The sequence below is a fragment of the Bradyrhizobium sp. AZCC 1721 genome (assembly GCF_036924715.1).
In the GTDB taxonomy this organism is placed as follows: domain Bacteria; phylum Pseudomonadota; class Alphaproteobacteria; order Rhizobiales; family Xanthobacteraceae; genus Bradyrhizobium.
The window spans coordinates 530,677-556,139 of sequence record NZ_JAZHSB010000001.1; the positions used below are offsets into that span (position 1 = coordinate 530,677).

A 25,463-nucleotide genomic window follows, 5' to 3' on the forward strand; every position below is an offset into this window, starting at 1 on the left:
TCGGCGTCGATGGCTGATCCGGCTATGAAAGTGTTGCCGCGCCTTACTTCACCGCCCCGAAGCGGCTGTCGAACGAGTTCGTGGACATGATCGGTGCAGAGCCTGCGACTTGATTGTCCTTGGCGGCAGGTGCCGGGCCATCCGACACTGACGGTTTCAGCGGCGGGCGGCTGGCGGCGGCGTGTTTGACGTCGGGCTTCGCTGCCGTCGTCTTCGGCGCAGCGGCTTCAGGACGCGGCGGCTGCTTGGCCTCGGTCGCCGCCTTCGGCTTGGACGGTGGCGTGCTGGCGGTGGCGTCGGCTGCGCCGCCCAGGCCAACCTTGCGGGCGAGGCTGGAGAAGAAACCGTCATTCTGCTCAGTCGGCGGCGCCGCATTGGCGACCCGCGTCGAAGTCGGGGCAGAGGCAGGAGCAGCAGCCGGTACTGCGGCCAGTTTCGGCTGCTCCGGCGGACCCATCAGCAAGTTTTCGGACGGAGCTTTGGGCGGATTGACGTGGGAGGGAACGGTGCCTGGCGCGCGTGCCATCAGCGACAGGCTTGAGCCGTCGCCGGGCTCCGAAAGCCCGGTGCTGCCTTCGGGGACGCGGGCGGCGAACACCTTGTGCATGCCGCCGTCGATGCCGGTGTTGATCCGCGCCATCGGCGTTCCCTTTGCGATCAGCCGCGCGGTCTCGGCAATATCGGTCGCCTGCTTCTCGCGCACGGCGTCGGCGATTTCATCTGATATCGCATAGGCGGGACACTTGGAGGATGCCTCGAACACCGGGTCCTTGGTGGCGCCCGGCGGCTTGACCGCATCGAACACGTATTTCTTTTCGCAGAAATCGACCTTCGGCTCCTGCCGCGTCACCTCGAAATGATCATTGCCTTCCTTGATCATTTTCCAGAACGGCATGTGCGGGTTGTTGCGGTGCTTGGCCATATTGGCCGGCGTCATCCGGAACGGGTAGGCCTGCAACTGGAACGACTTCTGGCCGCCAAAGAAGGATTCGCGGCCCAGCGAATAGATTTCCGCAATCTGCTCGTCGGTCATCGCGTAGCAGCCGCGCGAGGAGCAGTCGCCATGCACCATCAACTGCGAGCCGGTGCGTCCCAATGCTTTGTCGAACGCATTGGGATAGCCGGTGTTGAAGGAGAGGTAATAGGCCGACTGCGGGTTCATCTGCGCCGGCGAGATCGAGTAGAAGCCTTCCGGCGCCTGGCGGTCGCCTTCGCGAACCTTTGGGCCGAGATCGCCCGACCAGCGGCAGATCGGATACGTCTTCAACAGCGCGAAACGGCCGGAGCGGTCCTGCTTCCAGATCTCCAATTCGGCTTCCTGCTTGAACAGCCGGACCAGGATCGGGGACTGCAGGTCCATGTCCTTCGCCGTCATGTCGGCGATCAGTTTTGGCGGGACTGGCTGGTTGGCCTTGGCGTTGTTGGCCAGCGAGATGCCGTCACTGTTGCAGCCGGCCATCAACACGCCTGCGCCCACGAGGACAGCCGACGTGACGAGCGCGCGAACCAGCGAGCGGTTAATCAAAGGCTAAGCTCCACACCCACCGGGCATTCTCGCACCCCAAATCAACAGCGACATGCCCTGAAGCCATTGTCTAAAATACTACCCATTGCCCCCCTGCGCCGCAACCCGAACGACGCCGTCCAGCGGCTGCCGCGGCAGGCACGGTCAACAAAAACTAAAGACTGGGCTCGGGGCCTAATTGCGGCCGAATCATGCGCGCTGGCAAAAATAATGGCCGTTTAGAGGTCGTTAATCCATTGGGGCGAGTAGGCTCGAGCGAACTTACCGAGGCGGCGTAGACACGGACGAAGCGATCAGCCGAGCTTGCGGCCGATATCGAGGAATTTCTGCCGCCGATGCCGGCGGACAGCATCCGCGTCGAGATTGCGGAGATCGTTGAAGGCCTCCGCGATGGCATCGCCGGTGGCCGAGATCATGGCGGCAGAATCGCGATGGGCGCCGCCGGCGGGCTCTTTCAGGATCTGGTCGATCACGCCGAATCGCAGCATGTCCTGCGCGGTGATCTTCATGCTGGTGGCAGCTTCCTGCGCCTTGGTGCCGTCGCGCCACAGGATCGAGGAGGCCGCCTCCGGCGAGATCACGCTGTAGATCGCGTGTTCGAACATCAAGACCTTATTCGCGGTGGTGATGGCGATCGCGCCGCCGGACATGCCTTCGCCGGTGACGATTGCGACATTGGGTACGCCGAGCGATAGGCAGGCGTCGGTGGAGCGCGCGATGGCTTCCGCCTGGCCGCGTTCCTCAGCGCCGATGCCAGGATAGGCGCCGGCGGAATCGACGATCGACAGCACGGGAATGCCGAAACGATCGGCCAGCTCCATCAGCCGCACGGCTTTGCGATAGCCTTCAGGCCGGGCCATGCCGAAATTATGCTTGATGCGACCCTCGGTCGAGGCGCCCTTTTCCTGGCCGACGACGCAGATGCTCTCGCCGCGGAAGCGGCCGAAGCCACCCATCAGGGCCTCGTCCTCGCCGAATTTGCGGTCGCCCGCCATCGGCGTGAAGTCCGTGATCAGCGCATTAACGAAATCGGTGAAGTGCGGGCGCTGCGGATGGCGTGCCACCAGCGTCTTCTGCCACGGCGTCAAATTGGCGTAGAGATCGGCCAGCGCCTGGGACGCCTTGTCCTCGATGCGCGCAATCTCGTCGCCGATGTCGCTGCCGGACGCCGCCAGCGCGCGCAATTCGTCGATCTTGGACTCGAGTTCGGCGACTGGTTTTTCGAAGTCGAGATAGCTGCGCATCTGTTCCGGCATCAAGACAATATAGGTAACAACGCGCTGTGAGGCGAAGCGGTTTTCGATTCACCCCAGGAAAGCACGCATCTTCAATGACTTAGCGCGCGTCTCGGTCCGGATAGCCCGGTTCGCCGAAAGCGCGCCAAACAAGGCCACGGGCGGGATGGCTGTTTCGGGGGAGAAGCCGCGGAAGTCAAGGCGGGAGTTCATTTACCTGTCATCCCTGTGTTTCGCAGGGACGACTACGACTTCTCCGCCAGCGGATGCAGGTCGCGCACCAGGCTCTTCAGCCGTTCCTCGACCACATGGGTATAGATTTGCGTGGTCGAGATGTCAGTGTGGCCGAGCAGGGTCTGCACGATGCGCAGGTCCGCGCCGTTATGCAGCAGATGGCTGGCAAAGGCGTGGCGCAGCACGTGCGGCGAGACCAGCCGCGGCGCCAGGCCTGACGCCGCTGCCAGTTCCTTCAAGTCGCGCGCAAAGTGCTGGCGCGTCAGATGGCCGCTCTCGCCGAAGGAGGGAAACAGCCACTTCGATACGGCGGCGTTTTTCTTCTTCTCGGGCCTGAGCGCTTCCATGGCGGCGAGGTAATCTGCCATCGCCTGCCTTGAGGCTTCGTTGAGCGGCACCAGCCGTTCCTTGTTGCCCTTGCCGCGCACCATGATCATGCGGGCATCGCGCCGCGCGGCCGATAGCGGCAGCGCCACCAGCTCCGAGACGCGCAAGCCGGTGGCGTAGAGCACTTCCAGCAGGCAATACAGCCGCATCGCGCGCAGCCGCTGTTGCGGCGAGGCGTTCTCGGCCTCGGTCAATTGCTTGGCCCGCGTCAGCATCCGGTCGACATCCGATATCGACAGCACCTTCGGCAGCCCGCGGCCGCGCTTCGGGCCGGACAGGATCGCCGCCGGATCGTCGGCGCGGATGCGCTCGTTGAGCAGGAAGCGGAACAGATGCCGCATCGCCGACAGCCGCCGCGCCACGCTGGAGGATTTGAAGCCGCGGGTATCGAGATCGGCGAGGTAGTCGCGCAGCACGTCAGTCCCGGCACGGGTAAAGTTCTGGCCGGCTTGCCCAAGAAATTCGGAGAAATCTGTGAGGTCGCGCCGATATGCGTCGAGCGTATTGTCGCCCGCCCCCTGTTCCGCCGCGAGCATGTCGAGGAACAGGTTGATCAGCTTCGCGTCGGAGGGTGTCGTGCGCATTCGCTATGATACCGCATGATCCGGGCAGGACGGAGGCTTTTCAAACACGCGCCTGGACGCAGCGTTCGGAAGGCCAGACCGTTTTCAAGCGAAGTGGACACCGGTTCGCGTTAAGAAAATGCGTCAAAGCAGCCCGGTTCTGATTCAATCAGAACCGAAAGTCTCTAGGACATTTGACTGATCGCCGTGGCCTGCGACCAGACGACCATCCACCGCCCGTCGCGATATTCGTAAGTGTCGGTGTGCCAGTATTCGCCGGGTGCGACCTGGTGGCCACCGAACACGATCTCGAGCCTGGCGCGATACCGGATCACGGCATGGCCCTTGTGCTGCCGCACGGCGATAGGTCCGGGTTCCCACATGAGATATTTGATCTGGCCGCTCGTGATCGCACCCAGATATTCGTCCTTGGATAGCGGCATTCCGATCGGCGTAATCAACTGGAACTCCGACGCATGAAGCGGCCCTGCCGCCTCCATGTCGCCGGCGACGAGGGCGCGAAGCCGGGACCGTTCGGCGTTGCGGATGTGCTCGGCTTCCGGCGAGCCGTCCATGTCGGTGGTGTGCGTTGGCATCGGTGTTGTCCAATTCTGTAAGGGGAGGATTAGAATGCGTTGCGACGGCGCAACCTGCGGGTTGACCCTGATTGCGCGAGTAACGGGGCTGCCGCTCTACGCCTTGGTGATCAGGCCATAGTCGATCAGGCTTTGTGCGCTGGCGCGAATGCAGTCCTCGTCGGGCCGCGGTCTCCAGTTCAGCACGCGATGCGCCTTGGCCGCGCTTACGCTGAGGTCGCGATCGAGTTCATGAATGATCATGCGCGAACGCGGGCTGAACGGAGCCATTGCCCTCACCATCCAGTTCGGCACTTCGCCGCCGGGCAAATCGGGAGCATAGGCTGGGAACGATTTTGCCAGCACGGCGGCCAGTTCTCTCAACCAGAAAAATCCTCCGCCGATGATGAAGCGCTGGCCGGAGGCATCCGGACAGGTCATGGCGCGGATATGGGCATCGGCCGCATCGCGCACGTCCACGACCGCGAAGCCGAAGCGCGGGACACGCTTCAGCTTGCCGCTCATCATTTGCTGGATCAGCCCGACCGATGTGCCGTATTGCGGACTAAGCAGCGGACCGAAGATCATGCCCGGGTTGATGACGGCCAGATCGAGTCCGGTCTCCTTGGCAAAGGTCCACGCCGCCTGTTCGGCCAGCGTTTTCGACCTGTAGTAAGGCGTGGCCCGCGCGCTGGTCGGATTAGTCCAGTCGCTCTCGGTATAGGGAGCCTGACCGTTGCCATGATTGGTAGCGGCGACCGAGGATGTCAGCACCACACGCGCGACACCGGCATGATGGGCCGCGCGCAGCACTCGTAGCGCGCCGTCTCGCGCGGTCTCGATCAATTCTTCCGCGTCCCTTGGCAGGCCCGCCGGGAACGGCGAGGCGGCGTGGATGACATAGCGGCACCCATCTACCGCGGCATCCCAACCGGCATCGGAGCAAAGATCGGCCTGAACAAAGCTAAGCGCCTCGGCGTGAGCGGGCGCGGCGACACCAAGCTGGCTCCTGATCCGGTCACAGGCGGTAAGGCTACGGACGGTGCCGCGAACGCGAAAGCCGCTCGCCAGCAATTGCCTCGCGATATGTCCGCCGAGAAATCCGCCGATGCCGGTGACGAGCACCGTAGCGGCCGCGGGATCATTCAACTTGTTAGGCATGTCGATTCGATCCTTTAGGGCTACCGATGGCCGTCATTAGACAGGTGGACAGTTGTTGTCTAATCGTCTTTTGACGGATTAGACAAATGCTGTCAATCTGTCTCGGATGAATCAGAGCGACCAAAAATCTGAGGCTATTCTCGACGCGGCGCTCCCGGTCTTTGTCCGTCACGGTTTTCGCAAGACGTCTATGGCCGACATCGCGCGCGCCGCGGGCATGTCTCGCGCGGCGCTCTATCTAAGCTTCAACAGCAAAGAAGAACTGTTTCGGGCGGGGTCGGCGCGGGCGCACGCCCGGGCGATGCGAAAGGTCGAAGCCGCGCTCGCTGGTGACGGCGATGTTTTCAGTCGGATTGAGGCGGCAATTGCCGCCTTCCAGCGCGAGTTAATCGCGCCTTTCACCGGCAGCGGCGACGCGGCGGAACTGTTCGAAACAAACATGGCGTTGGCCCGAGACGTCACGCTGGCGGCGCGCGCCGAGTTGGTGGCCCTCCTTGCCCAAGCGCTAACCAATGCGCAGGCGACAGGTGCGATCACCTTGGATGCTCTGCATGCCACGCCTGCCGATGTAGCCGCCATCATTGTTGCGGCCATGGAGGGTATCAAGGACGCGCAAGTGGCGGGCCACGATCTGCTCGAAGATACGCGGCTGTTCCTGCGTCTACTGCGCAAAGCGCTGAGTCGCTAACTTGCTATCTCTTGAGGAACTTGTCTGCGGGAATGGTAACCGTCATTTCCCGGGGGCTTGGATTGACGAAATTCGCCAGCGCGAAAACCACGCCATAGATCACCCCGGCTATCACGCCGACGACCGTCAGAAAGCGGAACAAGCTGGGCATAGGGGCTCAGGGCGGCGAATTAACCAATGAAATCATCCAACATGTTCCCTTCGCCGTGGCAAGAGTCTCTGGCAACTGCGTCAGTCGGGGTAGTATAGGTGTCACGAAGCGGTGGAAATCCGCAAAACCACAGAGCTTTTTGATGTCCGAGACCGTCGCACCGGCCCAGGCGAGCGCCCCCCAGGAGGCCGACATTATGTCGGCCCTGGGACGGCGTTCGGTTGTGCTGGTTGGCATGATGGGGGCCGGCAAGTCGACCATCGGCCGCCGGCTGGCGGCGCGGCTGCGGCTGCCATTTCTCGACGCCGATATCGAGATCGAGGCGGCCGCCGGGATGTCGATTCCGGATATTTTCGAAACCCACGGCGAGCCGCATTTCCGGGACGGCGAGGCGCGGGTGATTGCGCGGCTGCTCGACAGCGGCCCCGCCGTGATCGCCACCGGCGGCGGCGCCTTTATGCGCGAGGACACCCGCAATCGCATCCGCGACAAGGCGGTCTCGATCTGGCTCAAGGCGGACGTCGACGTCATCATGAAGCGCGTGAGGCGCCGCGCCGACCGGCCGCTGCTGCAGACCGAGGATCCGACTGCCACCGTCAGCCGTCTGCTCGAAGCGCGCGAGCCGGTCTACCGGAGCGCCGACGTGACCATTCTGTCTCGCGACGTGCCGCACGACCGAATCGTCGACGAATGCATCGAGGCCCTGCGCGCCCGGCTGTGTGCCGGCGCCCCGGCCGCCCAGCCAACAACCGACGGGATGAACGTCACGCCATGACTGCGCCGCTGAAACATTCCGCCGACATCACGGTCGACGTCGCCCTCGGCGACCGCGCCTATGACATCGTGATCGGCCGCGGCGTGCTGGATACGCTCGGCGCGCGCGTTGCTGCGCTGCGTCCTGGCGTGCGAACCGCCATCGTCACCGACCGCACCGTCGCAAAGCACTGGTTGGAGCAAACCGAGCGCTCGCTTACCGAAGCCGGCATCCCGATGTCACGCGTGATCGTCGAGGAAGGCGAGGTGTCAAAGACCTATGCCGGTCTCGAAAAGGTCTCCGAAGCGCTGATCGCGGCGAAGATCGAGCGCAACGATCTGGTGATCGCGCTCGGCGGCGGCGTGGTCGGCGATCTCGCCGGTTTCGCGGCGGCGATCCTGCGCCGCGGTGTCGATTTCGTGCAGGTGCCGACCTCGCTTTTGGCCCAGGTCGATTCCTCGGTCGGCGGCAAGACCGGCATCAATTCGCCGCAGGGCAAGAATTTGCTTGGCGCGTTTCATCAGCCGGTGCTGGTGATCGCCGATACGTCGGTGCTCGACACGCTGTCGCCGCGCCAGTTCCGCGCCGGCTACGCCGAGGTCGCCAAATATGGCGTGCTCGGCGATGAAGCCTTTTTCACCTGGCTCGAAGCCAACCATGCCGACATCTTCTCCGGTGGCGCGGCGCGCGAGCACGCGATTGCAACCTCCTGCCGCGCCAAGGCCGCGATCGTCTCCCGCGATGAGCGCGAAAATGGCGAGCGCGCGCTGCTCAATCTCGGCCACACCTTCGGCCATGCGCTGGAGGCCGCGACCGGCTTTTCCGACCGCCTGTTCCACGGCGAGGGCGTCTCCGTCGGCATGGTGCTGGCGGCGGAGTTTTCAGCGAAACTCGGCATGATCTCCGAGGTCGAGGCCACCCGGGTCGAGCGCCATCTTGCTTCCGTTGGCCTGCCGACCCATTTGCAGGACATCGCAGGCTTTGCCCAGGAAGGGCTGGCCGATGCCGACGCCCTGATGGCGCTGATGGCGCAGGACAAGAAGGTCAAGCGCGGCAAGCTGACCTTCATTCTGCTGCAGGCGATCGGCCGCGCGGTGGTTGCAAACGACGTCGAGCCGGCGCTGGTTCGCGATTTCCTGCAACAGAAGTTGTCGGGATGACGGGATTATCGGGCGGCTTGACGCAAGCGTTGCGCGGGGCCGGAGCCGTCACGAGGAATATATGAGTTCGACCGCGTTCAATCTGCTGCTGGCGATCTTGCTGCTCGCCGCCAACGCGTTTTACGTGGCCGCCGAGTTTGCGCTGGTCAAGAGCCGCGGGTTTCGCATCAGGGCAATGGTCGAGCAGGACCGGTTCGGCGCGCGCCTGCTGCATGGCATGATGGGCAATATCGAGGCCTATCTCGCCTGCTGCCAACTCGGCATCACCATGGCTTCCCTCGGTCTCGGCTGGGTCGGCGAGCCCACCGTTTCGGCGCTGCTCGAGCCGCTGCTTGTTCCGCTCGGAATGTCGGAACGTACGCTGCACTTCGTCTCGTTCCTGGCGGGCTTTTTGGTGTTCTCCTCGCTGCACATCGTGATCGGCGAGCAGGTGCCGAAGACATTTGCGATCCGCCAGCCGACGCCGGTCTCGCAATGGATCGCGTACCCGCTCTATTTGTCCTATCTGGTGTTCTATCCGCTCAACTGGCTGCTCAACGCCGCCTCCCGCGGGATCCTGCGCATGTTCGGCGTCAAGGAATCCTCCCAGCACGAAATCCTCACCGATTCCGAAATCGAGGGCCTCGTGGAGGAATCGGCCGTGCACGGCGGCATCGAAAGCGGCGAGGCCGAGTACATCCACAACGTCTTCCGCTTCGGCGATCTCGCCGTATCTGATGTCATGGTCCACCGCACCGCGATGGTGATGATCAACGCCGACCTGCCGCCGGACGAACTGGTGCGCGAGGTGCTGGCGACCGAATACACCCGCATCCCCCTGTGGCGCGACAAGCCGGAGAACATCATCGGCGTGCTGCACGCCAAGGATCTGCTGCGCGCGATCCGTGCGTCCGAAGGCGACACCTCGCGCATCGACGTTTCGGCGATCATGCTGCCGCCCTGGTTCGTGCCGGAGATGCGGCCCCTGTCCGAACAGTTGAAGGCGTTCCGCCGCCGCAAGACCCATTTCGCGCTCGTCGTCGACGAATATGGCGAGGTCGAAGGCATGGTGACGCTGGAGGACGTCCTGGAAGAAATCGTCGGCGATATTTCCGACGAGCATGACGTTGTGGTCGCCGGCGTCCGCGTCCAGGCCGACGGCTCTGTGGTGGTGGATGGCTCCGTGCCGATCCGCGACCTCAACCGCGCCATGAACTGGCATCTGCCCGATGAGGAGGCGACGACGGTCGCCGGCCTCGTGATTCACGAGGCGCGCTCGATCCCCGAACGCGGCCAGAATTTTACCTTCCACGGCTGCCGTTTCCGCGTGCTGCGCCGCGAGCGCAACCGCATTACGGCGCTGAAGATCACGCCGCTGCCGCGCGAAACCGACGCGGAGTATCCGAAGCCGAAGCGGGCAGGGACGGCGTTCTGAACGTCGGCGCCATAACGGCGTCAGCTATTCAATATCGATGGTGACGCCGCTGAGCTTCCATTGGCCGTCGGAGGGAATGAAGCCGAGCTGGTACTTCACCTTTTTCGGCGTGGTGTCGAAGCGGCCCTTCAGGCGCAGCACGCCCTTGTCATCGATCTTTGCGTCCTCCTCCGGAATGACCGGGCTGGCGACGATCGCGTCGAACACGGCGTGCTTCTCGACCAGGTCCTTGAAGACAGCCCGCAGCTTGTCGGGCGGAAACTGATCGCGGAACGGCTTTGAAATCTTGGCGTGCAGGACCGTGAAATTGTCCGATGCCACCGCGTCGTTGAGCGTCACGAGAATGCTCTTGATCAGCACTTCCTGGACAAAGGGGCTCGGCATGTCCAGCGCGTGTGCCTTGGTTGACGAGACTGCAACCAGGACTATCACGGCCACGGCCCATCTGAAGCGTACCCAATGCTGCATCGGACGACCCTATCGAGCGGCGATGGGATTGGGGCCGCTACGGCCCGGTTCGGATGGAACTGCGCCCATCGCCCTGGCAGTCAACAGATAGATCAAAACGGTTGTGCCGTCTGCGCGATCTTGAGCAAAAGCCACAGGTCTTCGGCCTGTCGGCGCACTTCAAGATCGGGTTGGGTTCTTCAGCCCTGACCTTCCCGGGGCGCCTGCGCCTTGATGGCGAGTGCATGGACGGAGCCCTTGAGTTCCGCGTCAAGCGCCGTGTTTACCATGCGGTGGCGTTCAACGCGGCTCTTCCCTTCGAAGGCCGGAGACACAATATAAACCCTGAAATGCGTCTCGCCTCCAGGCCTGTGGCCGGCGTGGCCCTCATGCAGATGAGATTCGTCCGCGACGTCGAGGCTTTCCGGCAAGAAAGCTTCACGCAACTTGTTTATGATAATGTCCCTGGTGCTCATGATGGTGGCAGATAATTCTGTGTCGGCTTCCGGTCAATGGCGCATCCGAATAGAGGTATTCGCAATGTCAAGACTTGAAGCCTTGCGCATTGCGTAGTCAAAGTCAGCCATGCCGATTGATTCATCCAAGTTCTTCGATTCCATTCGCATCAAGCCCAACAAGCTGAGTGCGAAGCAGCAGGCGCAGGCGCGCGAGGAAGCCGCCATGTGCGAGTGGGCGGGCTGCCAGAACAAGGGCCCGCACCGGGCGCCCAAGGGCCGGGAGAATTCCCGCGAGTACTGGCACTTCTGTCTCAACCATGTGCGCGAATACAACCAGTCCTACAATTTCTTCCAGGGGATGAACGCCGATGCCGTCGCGCGCTACCAGAAGGATGCGCTGACCGGCCATCGCCCGACCTGGAAGATGGGCGCCAACACCGCCGGCAAGAAGGGCAAGCAGCCCAGCGCCGAGGACTTTGACGGCGCCGCCGATCCGTTCAGCATGTTCTCCGAGCTCAACGGCCGCGGCCGCTGGCGACCCGGCCCGGGCGCGCAGGCCAAGGCCGAGACGCGCAAGGTGATGAACGCCGAGCGCAAGGCGCTGCAGGTGATGGGGCTTTCCGCCGAGGCAACGCTCGATGACGTCAAGGCCAAGTACAAGGCGCTGGTCAAGCAGCACCATCCCGACGCCAATGGCGGCGACCGCTCCACCGAGGACCGCCTGATCGAGATCATCAAGGCGTATAATTATTTGAAGACGGTGGTACGGGCGTAGCGCGCTATTCATCGTCGCCCCTGCGAACGCAGGGGCCCATAACCACCGGCACTAATCGATAGAGAAAGCTGTCTACCCGTATGCCCTATCCACGCGCCGCGGCGTATGGGTCCCTGCGTTCGCAGGGACGACAGCGGAGATTTTGGCTCCGCTGCTGCCCTGTACGAAGTTTTGGTCCCGCTCACCCTGGCATCGGCCCGACATACGCCGAACTCGGCCGGATCAGCCGGCCGCCACGCTGCTGCTCGCGGGCATGCGCGGTCCAGCCTGCGGCGCGCGCCACCGCAAATATCGGCGTAAACGCCTGTCGCGGAATTTTCAGCGCGTCGAGCAGGATTGCGGTGAAGAATTCCACATTGGTGTCGAGCGGGCGGTCGGGGTTTTTCCGCCGCAATGCGTCGCGGATGTAGGCCTCGACCTCGCCCGCGAACGGCAGATCGGTGCCGCCTCCTGCGAGCCGCTCGATCGCGCGCTTGAGCACGTCTGCGCGCGGGTCGCGGACGCGATAGACGCGGTGGCCGAATCCCATCAGCCGCTCGCCGCGGGCCAGTGCGCTGTCGACCCACGGCTTGATGCGCTCGGTCGAGCCGATCGCATCCAGCATCTCCAGCACCGGCTCAGGGGCGCCGCCATGCAATGGCCCGGTCAGGGCGCAATAGCCGGCCGTGATGGCTGCGAACAAATCCGCTTGCGTCGAGGCTACGACGCGCGTCGTGAAGGTCGACGCGTTCATGCCGTGGTCGCACACCGTGACGAAGTAGGTGTCCAGCGCGGTGATCTCGCGCGGTTCGGCTTTGCGGCCGCGCAGCATCGACAGCGTGTCGGCGGCATGGCCAATGGTCGGGTCGGGCGCGATCGGGTCCTCGCCTTTGGCCCGCTGCAGCAGCGCGCCGGCGATCACAGGCAACGCGCCGACGATGGTCGCCTCGTGCTCAAGTCCGTTCTCGCCGCGCAGGCCGGCAACGGCTGCGCGAAAGCCGTCGACAATCGACATGCCACGCGTTGCCGGCAGCAATTCGGGTAGCCGTGCGAATGCGCGTTCCCGCGCAGCCCCAAGCCTCAAGCGCACATTGGCTTCGTTGAGCGAGGTTCTCATTGCGGCGTTCCACAGCCGCGCGGTCACGCCTTCAAAACTCGACTTGCCCGCGAGGTCGCCGACCCGTTCGCCGGCGATGATCAGTTCGCCGCGCTCGCCGTCGACATGGCTGAGGACGGTTTCGGCGGCCGGAATGCCGTCGAGGCCGATCGGGGTCTTGGAAATCTGCATGTTCATGAGGGCTCTCCTTTGCCTGCTGCAAAGGTCGGGTCCCTCGACAACTTGATCAATCTTGATTATGTAAATCAATATGAAAAAATCCTCCGGCCTTTACCTCTCGGCCCGCGAGGCCTCCGCCGAACTCGCGATCTCGCAGGCAACCCTCTACGCCTATGTGAGCCGTGGCTTGATCCGGTCGGAACCAGCGGAGGATTCTCGCAGCCACCGCTACCGGGCCGAGGACGTCCGCACGCTGAAAGAGCGGCGCGCGCCGTCGCCGGAGCCGCGCGGCCTGCGCAGCTTCGACGCCGATCTGCCGGTCATGGACTCAGCCGTCGCAACCATCACCGAGGACGGTGCGATCTATCGCGGTGTCAACTGCATCGATCTCGCCGAGCGCGACACGCTCGAACATGCCGCGACGCTGTTGTGGGATGTGACGGGCGTCGATCCCTTCGATCAGAACAATTGTCCCGTTGTGTCGGACGAAATGCGCGCAGTGGCCGAGGCCGCAAGTGGGGCTAATGCGATAGATCGCGCCATCGCCGTGCTGGCGCTCGCCGCCAGGGCTGACCCGCGGGCCTTCACCCGCGCCGACGAAGAGCGCGCGATGCTAGGTGGCCGCATCATGCGCCTCGTGGTCGCGACCATGCTGAACGCCAAATTCTCGGCAAAGCCGCTTCACTTGCAGATCGCACGCGCCTGGGCGCCGGAGCACAAGCACGCGGCCGATCTGATCCGCCGCGCGCTGGTGCTGCTGGCCGATCATGAGCTGAATGCCTCGACCTTCACGGTGCGCTGCGCGGCCTCGACCGGGCTAAATCTCTACGATGCCATGATCGCCGGTCTCGTCGCGCTGAAAGGCCCGAAGCACGGCGGCGCCGGCGTGCTGGCGGCGCAGCTTCTGAAGACGCTTGCCAGTGGCGAGGTCGCCCCCGTCATCCGCGAGCGCGTCGCGCTCGGCGAACGCTTCGCGGGCTTTGGTCATGGGGTCTATAAGCATGGCGATCCCCGTGCGTGGGCGCTCTTGGAGGCGTTGGCACGCTCGGGCGCGGACCGTAAGTTTACCCACGAAATCCCGGAGCGGATCGCCGAAGCGACCGGCGAGTTCGTCAATATCGACTATGCCCTTGCGGTGCTGGTGCACACACTCGGCCTGCCGACCGGCCATGAACTGGTGTTGTTTTCCATGGCGCGAACGGTCGGATGGATCGCGCATGCCTGCGAGCAATTGCGTCATGGCCGGCTGATCCGGCCCCGCGCGCGCTATGTCGGCCCCGCACCGGGACGGAGCCCCGTCCGCGCCTGACGGCGGCGCAGCGTCCAGACGCCGAGCGCGATGATCGCCGCCGCGAACACGGCCAGAATCCACAGATGCTTGCCGGTGTGTTGGTGATGCGGCAGACCGGCATATTCATGTAACGCCGAGACCGCGAGCACGCCTGGCAGTACATGTGCCAAAGCCCAGGCGAGTACCGCGGGAATATTGACGCCGAAGAAAACTGCCGGCGACATCCCGAGCGCGCCGGCCGTGACCGGTACGAAGGCGCGGATCGGCGGCACAAAGCGCGCGAACAACACCGCCAGCGTTCCCCAGCGGTGGAAGAACGTCTCGCTCTGCGCCATCACGCCTGGATATTTCGACATCGGCCAGGCGCCCAGAATTTCGCGTTGCGAGCGATGGCCGGCCCAGAACGCCGAGCCGTCGCCGAGTATGGCGCCGGCGATCGCGGCCGCCAGCACGCCCCACAGCTTCAGTTCGCCGCCGGGCACCAGCGCACTCAGCGCAAGGATGATGGTCGAGCCCGGCACCAGCGCGCCTGCGACCGGGATCGCTTCCAAAAAGGCCGCCAGAAATAGCGTCAGGTAGGCCAGCCACGGATGGGCCGATACGACTGCAATCACGGGATCGAGGAATGAAGTCACAACCTTGCTGTCCGATAGGTGGGCTGAACTCAGAGCTACCAAGCCCGGGCAGGGGCTGAAAGTGCCGGTTTTGCGCTTGGCGGGTGGCCAAGGCGGCAAAAGTGCGGCGTGATTCGCAGAGCAGCCCTCCAAAAACCTGAGAGATGGCTTATCTCAATGATAAGGCAATGGAACTTTGATTGCGCCGCGGGCTTCTGCCGGCCCCTGCTCTCTGCTAGGTTCGCGTTAGCCCCCATCCGCAGCCATTCGACAGATCTGGTTTCGGGAACGCCCGGGACCTCGGAGGATTGATGACGACCGCCGCCATGAGCAAAGTTTCGGAGCCCGTCGGACTGCCCGACATGAAGGTGTCGGTCCGGCAGGTTTTCGGTATCGACAGCGACCTCGAAGTGCCGGCCTATGCCGAAGTCGACCCGCATGTGCCGGAAGTCGATTCGGATTACCGCTTCGACCGCGCCACCACGCTCGCGATTCTCGCCGGTTTCGCCAAGAACCGCCGCGTCATGGTCACCGGCTACCACGGCACCGGCAAATCGACCCATATCGAGCAGGTCGCCGCAAGGCTGAACTGGCCGTGCGTGCGCGTCAACCTGGACAGCCACATCAGCCGTATCGATCTGGTCGGCAAGGACTCGATCGTCATCAAGGACGGCAAGCAGGTTACCGAATTCCGCGACGGCATTCTGCCCTGGGCGCTGCAGCACAACATCGCGCTGGTGTTCGACGAATACGACGCCGGCCGCCCCGACGTGATGTTCGTGATCCAGCGCGTGCTGGAAGTCTCCGGCCGCCTGACGCTGTTGGACCAGAACAAGGTGATCAAGCCGCACCCGGCGTTCCGCCTGTTTTCGACCGCCAACACGGTCGGCCTCGGCGACACCTCAGGCCTCTATCACGGCACCCAGCAGATCAACCAGGGCCAGATGGACCGCTGGTCGATCGTCACCACGCTGAACTATCTGGCGCATGACGAGGAAGTCGAGATCGTGCTGGCCAAGGCGCATCACTACCGCACCCAGGAAGGTCGCGACATCGTCAACAAGATGGTGCGGCTGGCCGATCTCACCCGTAACGCATTCGCCAATGGTGATTTGTCGACGGTGATGAGCCCGCGCACCGTGATCACTTGGGCCGAGAACTCCGACATCTTCGGCGATATCGGCTTCGCGTTCCGCGTCACCTTCCTCAACAAGTGTGACGAACTGGAGCGGCCGCTGGTGGCCGAATTCTATCAGCGCTGCTTCAACCAGGAACTGCCCGAGAGTTCGGTGAACGTGGCGCTTTCGTAGCTGTCGTTCCCGCGAAAGCGGAACCCATACGCCGAGGACTTTCGATGGAAGGATGCTGCCAACGTCGGGTGAATTGACGACCGCTGGTGATTATGGGTCCCTGCTTTCGCAGGGACGACGGGTGATAGAAACGTAATGACGACGTCGAACATCAAATTCCGCACCGGATCCAAGGAAGCCCCGACCGAACCGTTCAAGCGCGCGGTGACCTCGTGCCTGCGCGCGATCGCGAAGGCGCCGGAACTTGAAGTGACGTTCGCGGCCGAGCGTCCCGGTCTTGCACCGGGCAAGGCGCGGTTGCCGGAACCGGCCCGCAAGATGACCAAGCGGGATGCTGCGATCGTGCGGGGCCACGCCGATTCGGTCGCGTTGAAGCTCGCCTGTCATGATCCCAAGGTGCATCGCAAGCTGATGCCGGGAAATCCGCAGGCGCGCGGCGTGTTCGAGGCGGTGGAGCAGGCCCGTGTCGAGGCCATCGGCTCGCGGCGAATGGCGGGTGTGGCGAAGAACCTTACCGCGATGCTCGACGATCACTTTCATCGTGGCAAATACGACGAGATCACCGACCGCGCCGATGCGCCGCTGTCCGATGCACTGGCGATGCTGGTGCGCGAACGGCTGACGGGCCTTGCGCCGCCGGCGGCTGCGAAAAAAATGGTCGATCTCTGGCGTCCGGCGCTGGAAGACAAGATCGGCACCCGGCTCGACAAGCTCAGCCGCGTCACCGAGGACCAGGCCAAGTTTGGCGATCTCGTGCACGACCTGTTGTCAGCGCTCGACCTCGGCGACGACCGCGATGCGGACGCCGATGACGACGAAAACGATGACGAGAATCCGGACGGCGAGAGCGATCAGTCCGGCGCCGAGGGCTCGCCCGATTCCGATGCCGCGCAGGAAATGAGCGCCGACCAGGCGCAGGCTTCCACCGACGAAATGTCGGAAAGCGCGATGGAGAGCGCGCAGGCTTCCACGTCAGATACGTTCGACGACGGCGAACTCGGCGACGACGAGACGCCGGGCGAAGCGACGCGGCCGAATATGCGTGGCGCCAACGAGCCGCGCGGCCCGGAATATCACGCCTTTGCCCCGAAATTCGACGAGGTCATCGCCGCCGAAGATCTCTGCGATCATGACGAACTGGAGCGGCTGCGCTCCTACCTCGACAAGCAGCTCGCGCATCTGCAGGGCATCGTGGCGCGGCTCGCCAACCGGCTGCAGCGCCGCTTGATGGCGCAGCAAAACCGCGCCTGGGAGTTCGATCTCGAGGAAGGCATTCTCGACCCCGCACGGCTGTCGCGCGTGGTCACCGATCCCTATCACCCGCTGTCCTTCATGCACGAGAAGGAAGCGACCTTCCGCGACACCGTGGTGACGCTGCTGCTCGATAATTCCGGTTCGATGCGCGGCCGGCCGATCACGGTGGCGGCCACTTGCGCCGACATTCTCGCGCGCACGCTGGAGCGTTGCGGCGTCAAGGTCGAGATTTTGGGTTTTACCACCCGCGCCTGGAAGGGCGGCCAGTCCCGCGAGGCTTGGCTCGCGGCCGGCAAGCCGGCCAATCCCGGCCGGCTCAACGATCTCCGCCACATCATCTACAAGTCCGCCGACGCGCCCTGGCGCCGTTCGCGCAAGAATCTGGGCCTGATGATGCGTGAGGGCCTGCTGAAGGAAAACATCGACGGCGAGGCGCTGGATTGGGCGCACAAGCGACTGCTCGGTCGCGCCGAGCAGCGCAAGATCCTGATGATGATTTCGGACGGCGCGCCGGTCGACGATTCCACGCTGTCGGTCAATCCCGGCAATTACCTCGAGCGGCATCTGCGCCACATCATCGAGGAGATCGAGACCCGTTCGCCGGTCGAACTGATCGCGATCGGCATCGGCCACGACGTCACGCGCTATTATCGCCGCGCGGTCACTATCGTCGATGCCGAGGAGCTCGGCGGCGCCATCACCGAAAAGCTCGCCGAGCTGTTCAGCGAAACCCACGGCGCCGCGCCTGCCACGAGCCACCACCGGCCGCGCCGCCTGCATTCGTGAGCGCATGCCCCCGCTCATAGGCCGCCGCCGCCTTTTGAAATATGCAGCGGCGGGGCTTTCCATGGCTGCCGTGCCCGGCGCTGCATTGGCGCAGACCGCCGTTCAGCGGCCGCCGAGGCAGACTGTTCCCGACGAGTTCTCGGTCAGTGCGCCGGTCTCGATTGAGGTCAATGCAAGGCCGCTGCAGTCGTTCGATACCCGCGACCGCTCGCGTGTGCGGTTCGGCGAACTCGAATTTCGCAGCGGGCTGATCCTGACGTCGCGGTTCCGCGGTTTCGGCGGCTTGTCCGGCCTGCGGCTGGATCCAAAGGGCGAGCGCTTCATCGCCATCAGCGACAAGGGGGGCTGGTTCACCGGCCGCATTGTCTACAAGGGCCGCGAGATGACCGGACTCGACGATGTCGAGGCCTCGCCGGTGCTTGGCCACGACGGCAAGCCGATCACCTCGCGCGGCTGGTACGACACCGAGGCGCTCGCGCTCGACGGCTCGCTGGTCTATGTCGGCCTCGAGCGCGTCAATCAGATCCTGCGCTTCGACTTTTCCAAGGGATTTACGCGCGCGCAGGGCGAATTGATTCAGTTGCCGCTCGGCGTGCGCAAGCTGCCCTACAACAAGGGAATCGAGGCGCTTGTCGTGGTGCCGAAGGGCTTGCCACTGGCGGGAACGCTGATCGCGATCTCCGAACGCGGGCTCGACGCGCAGGGCAACATCACGGCCTTCCTGATCGGCAGGACGCTGGGGCTGTTCAGCATCCGTCGCAGCGACAATTTCGATGTCAGCGACGCGGTGCTGCTGCCGTCCGGCGGGCTGCTGCTGCTCGAACGCAAATTCTCCTGGCTCGGCGGCGTCGGCATCCGCATCCGCCGCATCGCGCTTGCCTCTATAATCCCCGGGGCAGTTATCGACGGCCCCGTGATCTTCGAGGCCGACCTCGGCAGCGAGATCGACAATCTGGAAGGCATCGACGCCCATGTCACGCCGGAGGGCGAAACGGTCCTGACGCTCGTCTCCGACGACAATTTCTCGATGATCCAGCGCAATCTGCTGCTGCAATTCGCGCTGGTGGAGTAGGGGTGGGTTGCAGCCGGCGCGGGTTGAGGCGACAGGGCCGGCTCGTTACACCATAAGGCTCGCTGTCCTCCAGTCCGGATAATGTCCCCATGAGCGCTTTGTTTACCCCGATCAAGCTGCGCGGCCTTAACCTCGCCAACCGCATCATGGTGGCGCCGATGTGCCAGTATTCGGCTGTCGACGGCGAGGCCAATGACTGGCACTTCACCCATATCAATTCGCTGGCGCTGTCGGGGGCGAGCGTTTTCTGTATCGAGGCGACGGCGGTGGAGCCGACGGGCCGGATCACGCCGGGCTGCCTCGGCCTCTACAATGACGCCACCGAAGCCGCGCTGAGACCGATCCTGGCGTCCGTGCGCAAGCGTTCGAAGGCCGCCGTGATGATGCAGCTCGCGCATGCCGGCCGCAAGGCGTCGAGCCACACGCCGTGGGATGGCGGGCAGTTGATCCCGGTGACTGAGGGCGGCTGGCGGGCGGAGGGGCCGTCGGCGATCCCGCACAAGGAGAGCGAGCCGCCGCCCGTTGCCTTCGATGCCGCGGGGCTTGCGCGCGTGCGCGATGCGTTCGTGGCGACTACGAAGCGCGCCGAGCGCCTCGGCATCGACGCGATCGAGGTGCACTCGGCGCACGGCTATCTGCTGCACCAGTTCCTGTCGCCGATCGCCAACCGGCGCACCGATCAATATGGCGGCTCATTGCAGAATCGCATGCGCTTTCCGCTCGAAGTGTTCGACGCGGTGCGCGCGGGGTTTCCGCATGACAAGCCGGTGGGATTGCGCGTCTCCTGCACCGACTGGGTCGAGGGTGGCTGGGATCTGGCGCAGACCATCGAGTTTGCGCAGGAGCTGAAAAAGCACGGCGTCGACTGGATCGACGCGTCCTCGGGCGGCGTGTCGCCGCTGCAAAAAATTCCGCTCGGCCCCGGCTACCAGGTGCCGTTCGCGCAAGCGATCCGCGAGGCGACCGGGCTGACCACGATTGCCGTCGGCCTGATCACGGAAGCCAAGCAGGCCGAGGAGATCGTGGCCTCCGGAAAGGCCGACATGGTCGCGCTCGCCCGCGCCATGCTCTACGACCCGCGCTGGGGCTGGCACGCCGCGGCCGAACTCGGCGGCGAGGTGTTCGCCCCGCCGCAATACTGGCGCTCGCAGCCTTCGACCCAGAAGGCGCTGTTCGGCGCCACGACGTTCGGGACGCGGTAGCGCGCGCTCGCCGTCATCATGTTCCTCAACGCGGCGGCTTCGGCGCCGCGTCGACGGGACGGACCTGCCAGAAGCGCAGCAGGCGGCGGGCGCTCTCGACCGTCAGCTTGGCGTATTGCTCTCTCGCTTTCGCGAGCTCGTGCCGGCCCATCGAGCCGGCAGCGAAGCGGCTATCGAGCACGGCGGCCACCGTGTCCCAGTTCAGCCCGGCGACGCGGCAGGGGATCAGCACGCCGTCGTCGCGCAGGCTCTGCATCACCGGGCGGATCACCTCGACGCTCGAGCCTGATAGTTCGGCGAGCGCTGCGACCGTCTCGGCGTATTTCCGCTCTCTCGCAAATGCCAAGAGCGCCGGCTCGTTCAGTTTGCCGTGTTTGGCGAGCGCGGCGACGAAGCGGCGGGCGGCGGTGAAATCGCGCGTGCGCGACATTTCGCGGCTGGCGCCGGTCGAGGCGGCGGCGATCGCGTTCCGGATCTCCTCGAACAGATGCGGCGGCGCGCGCGACAACAGCCGCGTGCGCACGGCTTCCGTTGCGTTCTGCAGCAGTTGCCGGCGCTGTTCGGCCGGCAGGTCGATGCGGATGCCGGTCTCGACCGCCAGATCTGGATCGCTCTCCGCCTGCTTCAGCACGATCGCAAAACCGCTCGCCGACATTCGCGCGCCGGGATTGGTGACGAGCCGCCGGCTGACGGAGGGATAATGCCGCTTCAGCAGCGCGTCGGTGACGATCTCGGTCAGCCACCAGCGCCCGGAGATCGCCAGCAGATGCTGCTCGCCCTTGGTTTGCGCCAACTCCACCAGATCCTCGGCCGTCAGCCGCGCCGATTCGGTCAGCACCGGACGCGCGATCGTAATCTCGTCATTGTGCGCGAGCCTTCGGATCACGCGAGGCGGCGCCTGCTTCGCCGAAGCGAGCTGCGTGCTCAATTCGGCGAGCGCGATGCGCGCGGAGACGTCGGCCAGCGCCCGCAGCTCGATGGTGCGGATCAGGCGCTCCAGCACGTCGCCGAACAGCTCGATCTGCTCGCCGGAATAGCCGTCGGCGGACAGCAGAAACAGGTCGGTGACCTGCCTCAGCGCATCCAGATGTTTTTCCGCCGAGCCGGCCTGGATGGCCGCCTCGACCTCCTCGGTGATCGATCGTTCCAACATCGCTCGTCCTGAGCGTTTCAAGGCGGTTCTGGCAGCAGATAGGTGAGATTAGGGAGCAGAGTTGAACGATTCGTAAACCATTTGGGTTCCGCGGCGGCAGCAATGCGGCCGTAAGGTTGCGGCGGTGCTAGGCCAGTGGCCGAGTGATGCGCTTCGCATCCAACTATCGCCGCGTCGTCCCTGCGAACGCAGGGACCCATAACCACCGGCGTGCATGGTCGAGCAAAGCCGTCGTCCATCTTGCCACGCCAACATCGGCCGCGGCGTATGGGTCCCGGATCGCGCTTCGCTTGTCCGGGACGACGGCTGAATGCCACCCTACAATTCCGCGACGTCCTCCGCGCTCGCATGCGCCGACGCTGTCGGCATCGGGAATTTCTCGTAGTGCTTCGGCAGGTTCACCGGCCGATAGCTCGGCAGCGCGTCCATGCGCTGCAGCGCCGACTCGTGGATGACTGCGCCGTCCGGGATCAGCCGCGGCTCGGCGTCGGGGATGTAGTAGCCGAAATGGCTCTCGCGCGCCGGCCATTCCTTGTACGTCGCGCGCTTCGGCAGATATTCGAGCAGCCACCACGCGCCACGCAGCGACTCGTGCGCTTCGCCGCGCACGTCAGGCGCGACATAGGAGAACGGGCTGCCCTTGCGCTGGATGCCCCAGGCGAGCTGGTTGACGGTGGCCTGGTTGACGCGGAGCCCGCATTTTGTCGCCTCGTCGATCATCCAGAGCAGCGGATATTTTGAAAGCCCGCTTTCCTTTTCCGGATAGCCGCCGCCGATATCGTCATGCACGCCGGCGAACCACACCTGCAGAATATCCTGCGGCTCGGCGTTGATGTCGTTGAAGCGGTTGTGCCGGAAGGTCTGCGGATCGTCCCATTTCTTCAGGCGAAACATGCGGCGCCGCTCGTCGATCGAGATCGCCTGCCGGAAAGTCTGCACGCTCGGGTTCGCAGTGGTGAACGCGAGCTCCTCCAGGCTCGGCCAGTAGAACCGATCAGCCCGCGGCACGATCACGCTGGCGACCGTATCCCAGACGCCGACGAAGCGGATCGTCGGCCAGCGCGCAGACGTGATGCGCGCGAACTGGGCTGCGTTGTCGAACGCGGTCTGCGGCAGCGGCCCTTGCGCGTCGCCGGCATCGCTGAGCAGCTTCATCTCGCGGCGCAGCTTCGGCGCCTCGTCGGAGGAGAACTGCTTGTAGGCGATCAGGCCGCTTCCTGCGAGATTGACCTGCTCGGGCGAGATCAATCCAATCTTGTGCACCAGCCCCGCCAGCACCCGCACGGTATAGGCGCCGCGGGAAAAGCCGAACAGATAGATCTGGTCGCCTTCGCGATAATGCTGGACCAGGAAGCCATAGGCCGCGAGCACGTTGTCATCGAGCCCATAGCCGGTGGCGAGCCCCAGGATGGCGTTGAAATCCTGCTTGAACTTGTGCCACGGGTCCGGCCGCTCCAGCGTGCCGACGCCGGGATCGTAAAACACCATCTGCCGCGGCTCGGTCTTCTCCGTCTTGCGCAGGCAGCGATAGAGCTTGAGCACATTGGAGATGTTCTCGGAAATCTCGTTGCCGGTGCCGTCGCAGCAGATGATGATGTTGCGCATGGGGGACTCGCGGGGGCTGCCTCGGCGAGTATAGCGGAGTTTGGGATTTGGGCTATTGCGCTAAACGGTGGCCGGGCTCCTAAGATGATTAGAGGTGTGAGGTCGTTGAGATTTGGTGCGGTCGCTGTAGAGCGATCTCGAATCAGGGGAGCAAAGGCTCAGGTGCTTGTGGCTATGATCGCTAACATGGCCGTCGCCCGAAAGAGCGAAGATTCCCCGCGCCGTCGAGAGCCGACGTTAGCTTCTTTTCTTCCAGACCGCTCTCGTTAGTTCGAAGACGGTTGTTGAAGGTGGACCGAATGGTTTGCCTTCCTTCGATCGGGAGTTGAGTTGCGCCTCAGCTCTTGCTTCCGCTTTGGATAGCTCTTTGATCAACTTGACGTAATCAAGAGAGCGTCCTTTGCCCTCCTTGTACTCGGGGCAGAGGGAACAGAGGTGGTCGAGAGCTTGATGACGGCCATCCGGCCTGTGGAAGTCTTCGTGGTGAAGAATGAGCCAAATTTCAAAGCACGGGTTTGATCTGGCAACAAAAATTCCGTTTTCAGCACATATTTTTACACCTCGATCAAAGTGATGGTGTTCATCTCGATCGAAGACGGCCCAAACTTGATCGGACTTGGCATACCAATCCAATCCCTTTTTGCCGATAAAGCCGCGTTTCGTTGCTTCCTCGACAGCTGTGGCTGCAATCACCTCAGGCGTCCCTGCTCCCGGAATGATCTCGATATTTGCGTTCGACACGCGCTTGATAGCTGCAAAGTAAAGCGGAGCGGAATTTGTGTCTTCGCAGACCAGCAAGAAAAGGGGTTTGGGATCATATACTGCACGACGACGCTTGCTGTTTGAGAATCGACGACGGGAGGCTTTTGCCATAGTTCATTTGACCAGCAAAAGATTGGAGCTACTTCCTGAGAAAGGGATCGCACCATAGCGGCCTTGAAGATAGCCCTTCTCGATGTTGTCGGTATTTCTGGTTTTGATATCTGAAAGAGGAAACAGGTGTGTAGCGCCCCCAATATCCTTCTCGCTAAACCAGATTTGATCTCGCCTGAGGAAACTTGACGTCATTAGATTAGTATCGTGCGTTGTCGCGACCAGTTGGGCGCCTAATGGGTTCGTCTTCGGGTTGGAGAATAGCGCTAGAACTGCTTCGCCTACTTGAGTGTGAAGGCTGGCATCCAGTTCATCGATAAAAAGTGCGGTACCGCTATCTAAAGCGGCAAAAACAGAGGAGAGAATAATTAGCAAACGACGAGTGCCCGCGCTTTCGTGCGCGAGCTCTAAATAAACGACCTCGTCAGTGTCAGATTGATGGGCGAGTTCAAAGTCAGTTAACTTGGCGGGCGGCTCGGAGACAGGTTCTTCGGGCAGATGCCGCTGTAACAATGCCTGTAGTTCGGTGCGGAAGACCTTCGTATCGGCATCGTGCTCTTTTTCTGTGGCTCGGAAACCAATTACGCCAGTTCCAATCTGCGTTAGAAAATTGATGATGCGGTCGTCAATGAGTTTCTGCTTAGCTGCCATTGATGCGCGGTTCGGAACTAACGTGGTGTCGAATTTCATGGAAGTGATGAACAAGAAAGCCTTAGACAGTTGCTCGTGCCCGTTCTGAGCCGCTGCAGACAGAAACAGACTATTTGGCCTCATTAGCTCCGAGATGACCTTGTTCTGTCCTTTGAGCGTGCGACCAAACCTGATCTCATCTGGTGCGCTTCTCTCGAATAGCATTTGACGACGCCCGTGAGGAAACGCGTACAGCCATTCCTCTGTAAATGCTTCATCCGTAGCATGAAGGCCGTAGCGATAGCGCGTTGCGTCCATCACAAATTCTAATTCAATTTTAGTAGGCTTCGCCTTGCAGGACGGGCTCAAAGCAAATGACCGTCTTGGCACGCCCCCATTTGGAGTTCCTCGAGTTTGGGAGAAGTTTACGGCACTCTTGATCCACCGAAATGCTTCAATCAAATTGGTCTTGCCAGATGCGTTAGGTCCGTAAATTACGGCTGATGGCAAAAGCCATCCTCCCTCCATTGGTTCACACCGCAAAAGTGTTTCGGCGTGTTCTTTGAAGAAGCCAGAGGGCACGAGTGAAAACTCCTGCCTGTCCCGGATCGAACGAAAGTTTTCCACCGAGAAGAACACGATCATGGGCTAAATCCAATCAACACTACGTTTCGAGCCACTTTGTGCATGAAATATGTAAACTATGCCATAAGATTGCAATGGATATCTTCCGGAAAACTGGTTCTATTTCATTCAGGTTTCAAAATTTTAAGTTGGCTGTTTTAGGTATGCAATCTATAGTTGCGGCAATCTATAGTTGTGCGGCAATCTATAGTTGTGCGGCCGAGTCTTCCAACTCGGCCGCTCGGAACTTTCAACCTCTGTCTAGCT

At 62.9% G+C, this 25,463-nt stretch carries 24 protein-coding genes; 10 read left to right on the top strand and 14 right to left on the bottom strand.

From position 1 onward, the window contains the following. Positions 1–43 precede the first annotated feature (43 nt). From V1273_RS02510 to V1273_RS02530, 5 genes are all read right to left on the bottom strand, one after another. On the bottom strand, positions 44–1,525 hold the full coding sequence (locus V1273_RS02510; protein ID WP_334408610.1) for a murein L,D-transpeptidase family protein: 1,482 nt from the start codon (positions 1,523–1,525) through the stop codon (positions 44–46). Between the two features lie 293 nt (positions 1,526–1,818). Next, positions 1,819–2,781, bottom strand: a complete 963-nt coding sequence (locus V1273_RS02515; protein ID WP_334366103.1) for an acetyl-CoA carboxylase carboxyltransferase subunit alpha — start codon at positions 2,779–2,781, stop codon at positions 1,819–1,821. A 224-nt stretch (positions 2,782–3,005) separates the two neighbouring features. Next, positions 3,006–3,965 carry a site-specific tyrosine recombinase XerD gene (gene xerD / locus V1273_RS02520; protein ID WP_334408611.1) on the bottom strand — a complete coding sequence of 320 codons (960 nt, stop codon included), beginning with the start codon at positions 3,963–3,965 and terminating at the stop codon, positions 3,006–3,008. 164 nt (positions 3,966–4,129) lie between these two features. Then, the gene (locus V1273_RS02525; protein ID WP_334366105.1) at positions 4,130–4,540 is read right to left on the bottom strand and encodes a nuclear transport factor 2 family protein; all 411 of its coding nucleotides are present in this window, start codon (positions 4,538–4,540) and stop codon (positions 4,130–4,132) included. A 96-nt stretch (positions 4,541–4,636) separates the two neighbouring features. Further along, a complete protein-coding gene (locus V1273_RS02530) occupies positions 4,637–5,680 on the bottom strand; it encodes an SDR family oxidoreductase (RefSeq protein ID WP_334366106.1) in 1,044 nt (347 codons plus the stop codon). 106 nt (positions 5,681–5,786) lie between these two features. Here V1273_RS02530 and V1273_RS02535 point away from each other — a divergent pair, with 106 nt between their 5' ends. Further along, the gene (locus V1273_RS02535) at positions 5,787–6,368 is read left to right on the top strand and encodes a TetR/AcrR family transcriptional regulator (protein WP_334366107.1); all 582 of its coding nucleotides are present in this window, start codon (positions 5,787–5,789) and stop codon (positions 6,366–6,368) included. A 4-nt stretch (positions 6,369–6,372) separates the two neighbouring features. Here the strand turns inward: V1273_RS02535 and V1273_RS02540 are convergent, their stop codons facing one another. Then, on the bottom strand, positions 6,373–6,519 hold the full coding sequence (locus tag V1273_RS02540; RefSeq protein ID WP_334366108.1) for a histidine kinase: 147 nt from the start codon (positions 6,517–6,519) through the stop codon (positions 6,373–6,375). A 142-nt stretch (positions 6,520–6,661) separates the two neighbouring features. On the opposite strand from V1273_RS02540, the gene V1273_RS02545 reads away from it, so the two are divergent. The 3 genes from V1273_RS02545 (at position 6,662) to V1273_RS02555 (ending at position 9,847) form a co-directional block, all read left to right on the top strand. After that, positions 6,662–7,294: a shikimate kinase gene (locus tag V1273_RS02545; protein ID WP_334366109.1), complete on the top strand. Its 633-nt coding sequence runs from the start codon at positions 6,662–6,664 to the stop codon at positions 7,292–7,294. Next, on the top strand, positions 7,291–8,433 hold the full coding sequence (aroB, locus tag V1273_RS02550; protein WP_334408612.1) for a 3-dehydroquinate synthase: 1,143 nt from the start codon (positions 7,291–7,293) through the stop codon (positions 8,431–8,433). Before V1273_RS02545 ends, aroB begins: the two co-directional genes overlap by 4 nt. 61 nt (positions 8,434–8,494) lie before the next feature. Next, positions 8,495–9,847 carry a hemolysin family protein gene (locus tag V1273_RS02555; RefSeq protein WP_334408614.1) on the top strand — a complete coding sequence of 451 codons (1,353 nt, stop codon included), beginning with the start codon at positions 8,495–8,497 and terminating at the stop codon, positions 9,845–9,847. A gap of 24 nt (positions 9,848–9,871) precedes the next feature. Here the strand turns inward: V1273_RS02555 and V1273_RS02560 are convergent, their stop codons facing one another. Together V1273_RS02560 and V1273_RS02565 are read right to left on the bottom strand one after the other, a co-directional pair. Further along, the gene (locus tag V1273_RS02560) at positions 9,872–10,285 is read right to left on the bottom strand and encodes a hypothetical protein (protein WP_334379452.1); all 414 of its coding nucleotides are present in this window, start codon (positions 10,283–10,285) and stop codon (positions 9,872–9,874) included. A 209-nt stretch (positions 10,286–10,494) separates the two neighbouring features. Then, the gene (locus tag V1273_RS02565; protein ID WP_334366113.1) at positions 10,495–10,770 is read right to left on the bottom strand and encodes a BolA family protein; all 276 of its coding nucleotides are present in this window, start codon (positions 10,768–10,770) and stop codon (positions 10,495–10,497) included. Between the two features lie 109 nt (positions 10,771–10,879). Here V1273_RS02565 and V1273_RS02570 point away from each other — a divergent pair, with 109 nt between their 5' ends. Next, the gene (locus V1273_RS02570; RefSeq protein ID WP_065746619.1) at positions 10,880–11,527 is read left to right on the top strand and encodes a J domain-containing protein; all 648 of its coding nucleotides are present in this window, start codon (positions 10,880–10,882) and stop codon (positions 11,525–11,527) included. A gap of 181 nt (positions 11,528–11,708) precedes the next feature. Here the strand turns inward: V1273_RS02570 and V1273_RS02575 are convergent, their stop codons facing one another. Further along, positions 11,709–12,800 carry a citrate synthase/methylcitrate synthase gene (locus tag V1273_RS02575; protein WP_334408615.1) on the bottom strand — a complete coding sequence of 364 codons (1,092 nt, stop codon included), beginning with the start codon at positions 12,798–12,800 and terminating at the stop codon, positions 11,709–11,711. 73 nt (positions 12,801–12,873) lie between these two features. On the opposite strand from V1273_RS02575, the gene V1273_RS02580 reads away from it, so the two are divergent. Then, positions 12,874–14,091: a citrate synthase family protein gene (locus V1273_RS02580; protein ID WP_334408616.1), complete on the top strand. Its 1,218-nt coding sequence runs from the start codon at positions 12,874–12,876 to the stop codon at positions 14,089–14,091. On the opposite strand, the gene V1273_RS02585 is transcribed toward V1273_RS02580, so the two are convergent. Continuing rightward, entirely contained in the window at positions 14,049–14,708 is a 660-nt protein-coding gene (locus V1273_RS02585) for a DedA family protein (protein WP_334366116.1), read from the bottom strand. The two genes, V1273_RS02580 and V1273_RS02585, sit on opposite strands and share 43 nt — an antisense overlap. Positions 14,709–14,998: 290 nt before the next feature. Here V1273_RS02585 and cobS point away from each other — a divergent pair, with 290 nt between their 5' ends. From cobS to V1273_RS02605, 4 genes are all read left to right on the top strand, one after another. After that, on the top strand, positions 14,999–15,997 hold the full coding sequence (gene cobS / locus V1273_RS02590) for a cobaltochelatase subunit CobS (RefSeq protein WP_442894055.1): 999 nt from the start codon (positions 14,999–15,001) through the stop codon (positions 15,995–15,997). Positions 15,998–16,132: 135 nt separating this feature from the next. After that, entirely contained in the window at positions 16,133–18,037 is a 1,905-nt protein-coding gene (gene cobT, locus V1273_RS02595; protein WP_334366117.1) for a cobaltochelatase subunit CobT, read from the top strand. 4 nt (positions 18,038–18,041) lie between these two features. Then, complete coding sequence (locus V1273_RS02600) at positions 18,042–19,109, top strand: esterase-like activity of phytase family protein (RefSeq protein ID WP_442894056.1); 1,068 nt, start codon at positions 18,042–18,044, stop codon at positions 19,107–19,109. A gap of 89 nt (positions 19,110–19,198) precedes the next feature. Then, positions 19,199–20,311 carry an NADH:flavin oxidoreductase/NADH oxidase gene (locus V1273_RS02605; protein ID WP_334408619.1) on the top strand — a complete coding sequence of 371 codons (1,113 nt, stop codon included), beginning with the start codon at positions 19,199–19,201 and terminating at the stop codon, positions 20,309–20,311. Between the two features lie 25 nt (positions 20,312–20,336). Here V1273_RS02605 and V1273_RS02610 read toward each other — a convergent pair whose 3' ends face one another. The 4 genes from V1273_RS02610 to V1273_RS02625 form a co-directional block, all read right to left on the bottom strand. Then, positions 20,337–21,464, bottom strand: coding sequence for a DUF2336 domain-containing protein (locus V1273_RS02610; RefSeq protein WP_334408620.1), 1,128 nt, complete (start codon positions 21,462–21,464; stop codon positions 20,337–20,339). A 318-nt stretch (positions 21,465–21,782) separates the two neighbouring features. Further along, positions 21,783–23,069 carry a DUF2235 domain-containing protein gene (locus tag V1273_RS02615; protein WP_334408621.1) on the bottom strand — a complete coding sequence of 429 codons (1,287 nt, stop codon included), beginning with the start codon at positions 23,067–23,069 and terminating at the stop codon, positions 21,783–21,785. A gap of 237 nt (positions 23,070–23,306) precedes the next feature. Then, positions 23,307–23,942, bottom strand: coding sequence for an RloB family protein (locus tag V1273_RS02620; protein ID WP_334408623.1), 636 nt, complete (start codon positions 23,940–23,942; stop codon positions 23,307–23,309). Between the two features lie 3 nt (positions 23,943–23,945). Beyond that, on the bottom strand, positions 23,946–25,217 hold the full coding sequence (locus V1273_RS02625) for an AAA family ATPase (RefSeq protein ID WP_334408624.1): 1,272 nt from the start codon (positions 25,215–25,217) through the stop codon (positions 23,946–23,948). Positions 25,218–25,463 lie beyond the last annotated feature (246 nt).

Bases quoted from the DNA above. Each gene is read 5' to 3' on its own strand.
- V1273_RS02515 (WP_334366103.1), bottom strand. From the start codon at position 2,781: ATGCCGGAACAGATGCGCAGCTATCTCGACTTCGAAAAACCAGTCGCC.
- xerD (WP_334408611.1), bottom strand. From the start codon at position 3,965: ATGCGCACGACACCCTCCGACGCGAAGCTGATCAACCTGTTCCTCGAC.
- V1273_RS02525 (WP_334366105.1), bottom strand. From the start codon at position 4,540: ATGCCAACGCACACCACCGACATGGACGGCTCGCCGGAAGCCGAGCAC.
- V1273_RS02530 (WP_334366106.1), bottom strand. From the start codon at position 5,680: ATGCCTAACAAGTTGAATGATCCCGCGGCCGCTACGGTGCTCGTCACC.
- V1273_RS02535 (WP_334366107.1), top strand. From the start codon at position 5,787: ATGAATCAGAGCGACCAAAAATCTGAGGCTATTCTCGACGCGGCGCTC.
- V1273_RS02540 (WP_334366108.1), bottom strand. From the start codon at position 6,519: ATGCCCAGCTTGTTCCGCTTTCTGACGGTCGTCGGCGTGATAGCCGGG.
- V1273_RS02545 (WP_334366109.1), top strand. From the start codon at position 6,662: ATGTCCGAGACCGTCGCACCGGCCCAGGCGAGCGCCCCCCAGGAGGCC.
- aroB (WP_334408612.1), top strand. From the start codon at position 7,291: ATGACTGCGCCGCTGAAACATTCCGCCGACATCACGGTCGACGTCGCC.
- V1273_RS02555 (WP_334408614.1), top strand. From the start codon at position 8,495: ATGAGTTCGACCGCGTTCAATCTGCTGCTGGCGATCTTGCTGCTCGCC.
- V1273_RS02565 (WP_334366113.1), bottom strand. From the start codon at position 10,770: ATGAGCACCAGGGACATTATCATAAACAAGTTGCGTGAAGCTTTCTTG.
- V1273_RS02570 (WP_065746619.1), top strand. From the start codon at position 10,880: ATGCCGATTGATTCATCCAAGTTCTTCGATTCCATTCGCATCAAGCCC.
- V1273_RS02575 (WP_334408615.1), bottom strand. From the start codon at position 12,800: ATGAACATGCAGATTTCCAAGACCCCGATCGGCCTCGACGGCATTCCG.
- V1273_RS02580 (WP_334408616.1), top strand. From the start codon at position 12,874: ATGAAAAAATCCTCCGGCCTTTACCTCTCGGCCCGCGAGGCCTCCGCC.
- cobS (WP_442894055.1), top strand. From the start codon at position 14,999: ATGACGACCGCCGCCATGAGCAAAGTTTCGGAGCCCGTCGGACTGCCC.
- cobT (WP_334366117.1), top strand. From the start codon at position 16,133: ATGACGACGTCGAACATCAAATTCCGCACCGGATCCAAGGAAGCCCCG.
- V1273_RS02600 (WP_442894056.1), top strand. From the start codon at position 18,042: ATGCCCCCGCTCATAGGCCGCCGCCGCCTTTTGAAATATGCAGCGGCG.
- V1273_RS02605 (WP_334408619.1), top strand. From the start codon at position 19,199: ATGAGCGCTTTGTTTACCCCGATCAAGCTGCGCGGCCTTAACCTCGCC.
- V1273_RS02610 (WP_334408620.1), bottom strand. From the start codon at position 21,464: ATGTTGGAACGATCGATCACCGAGGAGGTCGAGGCGGCCATCCAGGCC.
- V1273_RS02615 (WP_334408621.1), bottom strand. From the start codon at position 23,069: ATGCGCAACATCATCATCTGCTGCGACGGCACCGGCAACGAGATTTCC.
- V1273_RS02620 (WP_334408623.1), bottom strand. From the start codon at position 23,942: ATGGCAAAAGCCTCCCGTCGTCGATTCTCAAACAGCAAGCGTCGTCGT.
- V1273_RS02625 (WP_334408624.1), bottom strand. From the start codon at position 25,217: ATGATCGTGTTCTTCTCGGTGGAAAACTTTCGTTCGATCCGGGACAGG.